Origin of the sequence: Marinactinospora thermotolerans DSM 45154 (genome assembly GCF_900167435.1) — a bacterium.
In the GTDB taxonomy this organism is placed as follows: domain Bacteria; phylum Actinomycetota; class Actinomycetes; order Streptosporangiales; family Streptosporangiaceae; genus Marinactinospora; species Marinactinospora thermotolerans.
This window is the reverse complement of the sequence record NZ_FUWS01000002.1, coordinates 574517-581533: the sequence shown is the minus strand read 5'-3', so window position 1 is coordinate 581533 and position 7017 is coordinate 574517. Positions and strand designations below refer to the sequence as shown.

Annotated in this window: 7 protein-coding genes and 1 riboswitch; of the genes, 4 read left to right on the top strand and 3 right to left on the bottom strand. The window is 71.6% G+C overall.

From position 1 onward, the window contains the following. Positions 1-243, bottom strand: a 243-nt coding sequence (locus B5D66_RS05565; RefSeq protein WP_394330030.1) for a hypothetical protein, incomplete at its 3' end; no start/stop codon positions are given. A gap of 408 nt (positions 244-651) precedes the next feature. Between B5D66_RS05565 and B5D66_RS05560 the strand changes: the two genes are divergently transcribed. Further along, positions 652-1437, top strand: coding sequence for a nucleotidyltransferase domain-containing protein (locus B5D66_RS05560; protein ID WP_078760503.1), 786 nt, complete (start codon positions 652-654; stop codon positions 1435-1437). A gap of 24 nt (positions 1438-1461) precedes the next feature. Here the strand turns inward: B5D66_RS05560 and B5D66_RS05555 are convergent, their stop codons facing one another. Continuing rightward, a complete protein-coding gene (locus B5D66_RS05555; RefSeq protein ID WP_159457217.1) occupies positions 1462-2202 on the bottom strand; it encodes an SAM-dependent methyltransferase in 741 nt (246 codons plus the stop codon). A 185-nt stretch (positions 2203-2387) separates the two neighbouring features. Next, complete coding sequence (locus B5D66_RS05550) at positions 2388-3719, bottom strand: aminotransferase class V-fold PLP-dependent enzyme (protein WP_078760501.1); 1332 nt, start codon at positions 3717-3719, stop codon at positions 2388-2390. A 59-nt stretch (positions 3720-3778) separates the two neighbouring features. Next, positions 3779-3905: riboswitch (SAM riboswitch) on the bottom strand. A 209-nt stretch (positions 3906-4114) separates the two neighbouring features. Here B5D66_RS05550 and B5D66_RS05545 point away from each other — a divergent pair. From B5D66_RS05545 to B5D66_RS05535, 3 genes are all read left to right on the top strand, one after another. Further along, positions 4115-4498, top strand: coding sequence for a DUF3870 domain-containing protein (locus tag B5D66_RS05545; RefSeq protein WP_235000768.1), 384 nt, complete (start codon positions 4115-4117; stop codon positions 4496-4498). Then, positions 4495-5727: a CaiB/BaiF CoA transferase family protein gene (locus tag B5D66_RS05540; RefSeq protein ID WP_078760499.1), complete on the top strand. Its 1233-nt coding sequence runs from the start codon at positions 4495-4497 to the stop codon at positions 5725-5727. The genes B5D66_RS05545 and B5D66_RS05540 overlap by 4 nt, the downstream gene beginning before the upstream one ends. A gap of 62 nt (positions 5728-5789) precedes the next feature. After that, the gene (locus B5D66_RS05535) at positions 5790-6980 is read left to right on the top strand and encodes an acyl-CoA dehydrogenase family protein (protein ID WP_078760498.1); all 1191 of its coding nucleotides are present in this window, start codon (positions 5790-5792) and stop codon (positions 6978-6980) included. The last annotated feature ends 37 nt before the right edge of the window (positions 6981-7017 follow it).

The following is a 7017-nucleotide window of genomic DNA, read 5'->3' as shown; positions in this document are numbered from 1 at the left end:
GATCCAGTAGACGACCCGCCCGTAATCGTCGAACCCCGAATCCACACCGACCTCCCGCATCCCCTCAGGCAACGACAGGTCACTGAACTCCGCGAACCCCTCCAAAGACGCCTCAGGCGGAGACACCGTGGGATCCGGAACCTCCCATCGAGGTTCAATGACATCCTCCAGCGAACACCCGGAGAGCACCACGAGAACGGCCGTAGACGAGAACGCCTTGTCGATCCACCCTGAAACGGCCATGCCTCTCCTCCACTCCTCCACGAGCGGTTTCCAGATGAGGACCCTACGCGACCGATCTTCACGGGACCGGAGTGGTTTCCCCATCCGGCCACCGGAACGGTTCCGGCCCTTCTATCGCGCGCAGTGGCTCCGGCGGCAGGCATGGGCCCATGTCCCGCTCCGCCATCCGCCCGATCCTCCACGGAAAGTGATGTCTCAAGCCATCGAATTCATGTTCTTCCGTGAATTCGGCGATGCCCCGGTCCCTTTGTCGCCGGGGCCTGGCACGAGTGGAACAGCACCGCCGGCCGTCGCCCGTCCCACCGTCCCCGTTCCGGTGTGCCGGAGCCTCCGGAAAACCAGGTGCCTCATGTCGGAGGGTGCCGTTACCGTCGGTCCCATTCGTCCCCATCACTCCAGGAGGCGCAGGTGAAGCACTCCACCCCCGAGGCCGCGCGGATCGCCGACCAGGGCACGATCCTGCTCTGCCAGGTCGGCTCCGGCGTGCACGGAACCTCCGTCGACGGTCTGAACGACCGCGACGAGATGGGGATCTGCGTGGAACCGCCCGAGTACGTGATCGGGCTGCGCTCCTTCGAGCAGTACGTCTTCCGTTCCCAGCCCGAAGGCGCTCGATCGGGTCCCGGCGACCTCGATCTCACCGTGTACTCGCTGCGCAAGTGGATGCGGCTGGCCCTGAGCGGGAATCCCACGGTCCTGTTGCCGCTGTTCGTGCCCGACGCGGAGATCGTCCACCTCTCTCCCCTGGGGGAGGAGCTGCGCGCCTCGGCCTCCCGCATCGTCTCCCGGCAGGCCGGCCACCGTTTCCTGGGCTACCTGCGAACCCAACGCGACAGCCTGCTCGGCCGACGCGGCGGACGCCGCACCAACCGGCCCGAGCTGGTCGACCGCTACGGCTTCGACGTGAAGTTCGCGATGCACATGGTGCGTCTGGGGGTGCAGGGCGTGGAACTGCTGGAGACCGGGCGGATCACGTTGCCGATCCCCGACCCGTGGGGGCCGTGGCTGCGCGACCTGCGCCGTGGGCGCTTCACGCGGGAGGAGGCCCTGGAGGCGGCGAAGGGGTTGGAGGAACGGCTGGAGGAACTGTCGAGGTCGTCGTTCCTGCCCGAGCGGCCCGACCACGCCTGGGCCGACGCCTGGATGACCCGGGCCTACCTGAGCGCCTGGCGTGAGCGCGACGAGGTCGCCTAGCCGGCAGCGGGGCGCCCCGCTGTCTCAGGAGCGGCGCGCCACCCCGGCGAGGACTCCGGTTCCGCGACCGGTGACCTCCTCGTCGGGGTAGGGCCACCAGGCCATGTCGGCGAGGCCGGGTTCGATCAGCCGGAACGGGGCGAACAGCTCGGCGGTGTGTTCCCGGCTCCGCGTGTCGGGGCAGCCGTGGGGCGGCCGGGTGATCGCGAGGTGGCTGCCCGGGCACAGCACCGCGTGGAACGTCGCCGCCAGTTTGTGCGGTTGGAGCGGGCCCGTGAGGCGAAGCTGGGCGTCGAGGACGAACACGGCGACCGGTGCCGTGAAGTCGACCAGCCCCCGGACGCGGAGCCGGCCGATGAGCTCCCCCGCGGGGAGACCGCCGGCGCGTAGGACCGTGATCTCCTCCTCCCCCGCCTGTCCGCGGCCGGCCAGGGAGGGGACGGAGTCGGTGTCGATCCGTAGGAAGTGGGGGTCGGGGACGTGTTCCCGGGCGGCGTCCCGGGCGGCGCCGACGGCGGCGGCGTCGGCGCCCAGGGTGATGTACTGGCGGACGCGCAGATCCGCGGCCAGGTAGCCGACGGCCCGGCGCAGGAAGGCGGTCTGGGCCCGTTCCAGGGGAGAGGGAGGTTTCACGATCGCTTGTGCCCGTGGTGCCGCACGGCGCGGCCCGCTACGTCGTTCGTCCAGCCGGACCACGCGCGGCCAGGGGATCTCCAGCACGCTCGGCCGCCGGTCGGTCCTCGTCGCCCACCAGTGATCAGTCACGATCGCGCTCCCCGAGCCGTCGGCTGATGGGCGCCCGGACCGGAGTGGACTCGTGATCCATTCCGGCTCCGTTACGGTGCCCGTTCATTAGCGCCCGATGCTACCGCCTCTTCGGACTTTTATCCCCCCGGGATAATTCTCACTTTATTTAAGCGAATTTTGTCCTCTGAAAAGTCTTTTGTCCTTTACTCGTGGAGGCGGAGGTCCGGAACCGGGACGATCCGCCCCTCCTCGCGTCCGTAGGTCCACCGGGGTCCCTCCGCCACGAGTTCGGCGACCGCGTGGACGAGGCGGTCCACGTGCTCCGGGGTCGTCCCCAGCCCGATGCTGGCCCGGACCGCGCGTCCGTGTCCCTCCGGCAGGAGCGCCCGGGTGAGGGGGTGGGCGCAGAACAGGCCGTCGCGCACGCCGATCCCGTACTCGGCGGACAGCGCCGCGGCCAGCAGGTCACCCGCCACCCCCTCCACGACGAACGACGTGATCGCCACCCGTGGCCACCCCGTCCCCCACAACGCGAGCTCGGTCACCGCGGAGATTCCCGCCAGGCCGTCCCGCAACCGGCCGAGCAACAGCTCCTCCCGCAGGCGCAGATGTTCCCACCCCGCCTCGGTCAGGGCCTCACAGGCCGCGGCGAGCGCCACCGCCCCGATGACGTTGGGGCTGCCCGCCTCGTGCCGATCCGGTAGGTCGCTCCAGACGACACCGGCGTCGGTGACGTTGGCGGTGGCGCCACCACCGGCCAGGTAGGGGTCGGCCGCCCGGAGCCAGTCGGCGCGTCCGGCGAGCACGCCACAGCCGAAGGGCGCGTAGAGCTTGTGGCCGGAGAAGGCGACGTAGTCGGCGCCGCAGGCCGCCAGGTCGAAGGGCCGGTGCGGGACGAGCTGGGCGGCGTCCACCACGACGCGCGCCCCCTCCTCCCGCGCCACCAGCGCCAGTTCCTCGATCGGCCACACCTCGCCGGTGACGTTGGACGCCGCCGTCACGCACAACAGGCGGGGTCCCGGCCGCGCGGCCCGCAGCGCGGCGCGGGCGGCCTCGACCGCCTCCTCCGGCCCGCCGGGCAGCGGGAGCCGGACGACCTCGCCCGCCCGGCTCCCCTCGTGCTCCCAGGGCAGCAGGCTGGCGTGGTGCTCTCCGGCGAACAGCACCACGGTGGTGCCCCGCGGCAGACACCGCGCCAGGAGGTTGAGCGCGTCGGTGGTGCCGCGGACGAACACCACCGTGTCCTCCTCGCCGGCGCCGACGAAGCGCGCCACCGAGGCCCGGGCCCGCTCGTAGGCGTCCGTGCTGATCTGCGAGTGCAGTCCGGCCCCGCGGTGCACGCTCGCGTAACGGGGCAGCGCCTGTTCGACGGCCTCGCGGACCGCCTCCAGGCACGGGGCGCTGGCCGCGTGGTCGAGGTTGGCGTACTCGGCGCTCCCGCCGGTGACCAGCGGAACCCGCAGTCCGGTCCCGACCACGGCGGGGGCGTCGGGCAGGTCGGTGGAAGCGAGCGGGGACGGGGCGATAGCTGTCATCAGGCACCTCTCAGAGTCACAGAGGACCCCAGGGCGCATCTGCTGGCACCGTCGGACGGGGTCCGCGCTTGTCTGACACGTTGACGTTGGTGGTCGTGTCTCGACCTGGTCCTCACCCGGGGCACCCCACCGCGGAAGGAGGGTTGCCGGCCAGCGAGCCGGGGCTTGGCGCTGGCGCTCATGACCTGGCCCGGACTATAGCGCACGCTCCCCTGGGGAAGGCAAACCGGGCTGTTCGGGGGTGGGAGCGTTGACACCGCCACGATCGGATCCGACATACTGGGAGGGCCTGCCCTCCCGCCGAGGGTGACCGGTCCTTCCCGGTCGTCCTGTCCAGGCGCGAGACTCCAGTGCAAGACATGGAGTACTCGCATGCCCTCTGGAGGAACAGCACCGTGCAGGCACACGACCGTTTCCGGCCGCTCCTGGACAACCCCGACGTGGTCCTGGTCTCGGGCTACGCCCGCCTTCCCGACACGGTCGCCGGTCACTCCCAATACGAACGGCTGGGGGTCGTGCTCGCCGTCGACCTCTCCGACGGCCGCGTCGTCGCCGCGGACACCACCTTGCTGACCGATCTCGCCCGAGAGTTCTTCCGCTGTCTCGTGGAGGGGCTGTCGGTCCGTACCGACACCGCCGAAATGGTGCGTCGCGTCCAGACCCGTTACGCCGGGCAGTCGGGGGGAGCGCTGGCCACGGCACTCCGCCGCTGTCTGGAGACCTGTCACCAGTTGCGCGCTTCCCGCGCCGGCACGCATGAGGAGTGTTCCCGAGGATGACCGACACCGATCGCACCGCCCCCTCCGGTCCCCTGGACGGGATCCTCGTCGCCGACCTGTCCCGGGTGCTCGCCGGGCCCTACGCCACCATGCTGCTGGCCGACCTCGGAGCCGAGGTCGTCAAGGTGGAACACCCCGGTCACGGAGACGACACCCGCTCGTGGGGACCGCCCCGGGCCGGTGGGGAGGCCGCCTACTACCTGGCCGTCAACCGCGGCAAACGGAGTCTGGCCGTGGACGTCAAGGACCCCGACGGTCTGGCCGCGGTGCGGGAGCTGTGCGCGCGCGCCGACGTGGTGGTCCAGAACTTCCGTCCGGGTGTGGCCGAACGGCTCGGCCTGGGGTACGCGGCGGTGCGGGAGCGCAACCCCGCGGTGGTCTACTGCTCCATCAGCGGCTTCGGCCCCGGGCACGTCCCCGCCCAACGGCCGGGGTTCGACCTGATCGTGCAGGCGGAGAGCGGGCTGATGGCGGTGACGGGCGAGCCAGACGGCGCGCCGGCCAAGGTGGGCGTCGCCGTGACCGACGTCCTGACCGGGCTCAACGCGGCCGTGGCGATCCTCGGCGCGCTGGTGCGCGCCCGCGCGTCGGGAAGGGGCGAGCACGTCACCGTGTCGCTGATCGGCTCCGCCCTGTCCGGGCTGGTCAACCTCGCCCAGCAGGCCCTGGTCACCGGCCGCGAGCCGGGACGCGCCGGCAACGCCCACGGCGCGATCGTGCCCTACCAGGTCTTTCCCACCGCCGATTCCGACATCGTGATCGCCGCCGGCAACGACACGCTGTACCGGCGCCTGTGCGCCGTGCTGGAGCGGCCGGACCTGGCGGCCGACCCACGCTACGCCACCAACCCCGGCCGGGTGGAGCATCGCGGGGAACTGGTCGCCGAGATCACCTCGGTACTGCGTGGGCGCGGCGCCGAGGAGTGGACCCGGCTGCTGATGGAGGCGGGCGTGCCGGTGGGCCGGGTGCGTGGCGTGCTCGACGCGATCCGCACGGCCGACGCGGCCGGCGACGACGTCACCATGACGACCGACCACCCCACCGCCGGGCGCCTGGACCTGGTCCGGGCCGGCTTCCGGCTGGAGTCCCAGGCCGATGACGCCGGCGCGGTGTCACCGCCTCCCCTCCTGGGTCAGCACTCGGCCTCCGTGCTCGCCGAGCTGGGCTTCACGGCCGAGCAGATCGGCGGGATGATCGACCGGGGCGCGGCCCGGCAGGCCACTCCCTGACGATCCGCCCGCCAGCACGCTCGGTTCCCTGGACATCCACACCACAACCGAAAGGACCCATCATGGGCGACCAGCACAAGCCCGCCGCCCCCGACGCGCGGGACTTCCTCGCCGTTGACACGTCGCTGGACGCGGAGGAGGGCTCGATCCGCGACACGGTCCGCGACTTCGCGACCCGGGAGCTCCTCCCCCACGTCGCCGACTGGTTCGAGGCCGGCACGATCCCCGACCCTCGCGGACTGGCCAAGGCGTTCGGCGACCTCGGCGTGTTCGGCATGCACCTGGAGGGCTACGGGTGCGCCGGGACGAGCGCGGTCGCCTACGGGCTGGCCTGTCGTGAACTGGAGGCGGTGGACTCGGGGCTGCGCAGCTTCGTGTCGGTCCAGGGGTCACTGGCGATGACCGCGATCCACCGGTACGGCTCGGAGGAGCAGAAACGGGAGTGGTTGCCGCGCATGGCGGCCGGCGAGGCGATCGGCTGCTTCGGACTGACCGAACCGGACTCCGGCAGCGACCCCGGATCGATGCGCACCCGCGCCCGCCGTGACGGCTCCGACTGGATCCTCGACGGGACGAAGATGTGGATCACCAACGGCTCGGTGGCCGATGTCGCCGTGGTCTGGGCGACGACGGAAGAGGGGATCCGCGGGTTCCTCGTCCCCGCGGGAACGCCCGGCTTCAGCGCCAACGTGATCCACCGCAAGCTGTCGTTGCGCGCGTCGATCACCTCCGAACTGGTGCTCGACGGAGTGCGGCTGCCGGAGTCGGCGCGGCTTCCCGGTGCGGCCGGTCTGGGCGCGCCGTTGTCGTGCCTCAACGAGGCCCGTTACGGGATCGTGTGGGGGGTCGCCGGCGCGGCGCGCGCCTGCTACGAGGCCGCGCTGGAGTACGCCGGCACGAGGGTGCAGTTCGGCCGTCCGATCGCGGCCTTCCAACTCACCCAGCGCAAGATCGCCGACATGGTCGTGGACGTCAACTCCGCCGCCCTGACTGCGCTCCAGATCGGCCGGCTCAAGGACGCCGGCGCCTGCCACCACACCCAGGTCAGCTACGGCAAGTTTGCCAACGTCGCGGCGGCCCAACGGGTGGCCGGCGCCGCGCGGTCGATCCACGGCGCGAACGGGATCACCCTGGAGTATCCGGTGCTGCGGCACCTGCTGAACCTGGAGACCGTGGCCACCTACGAGGGCACCGAGGAGGTGCACGCGCTCAGTCTGGGACAGGCGGTGACGGGTATCCCGGCGTTCCGATGAGCCCCTTCGCCCCCGCGGGTTCGCCGTCGGGCCGGCG

Bases quoted from the DNA above. Each gene is read 5' to 3' on its own strand.
- B5D66_RS05535 (WP_078760498.1), top strand. From the start codon at position 5,790: ATGGGCGACCAGCACAAGCCCGCCGCCCCCGACGCGCGGGACTTCCTC.
- B5D66_RS05550 (WP_078760501.1), bottom strand. From the start codon at position 3,719: ATGACAGCTATCGCCCCGTCCCCGCTCGCTTCCACCGACCTGCCCGAC.
- B5D66_RS05540 (WP_078760499.1), top strand. From the start codon at position 4,495: ATGACCGACACCGATCGCACCGCCCCCTCCGGTCCCCTGGACGGGATC.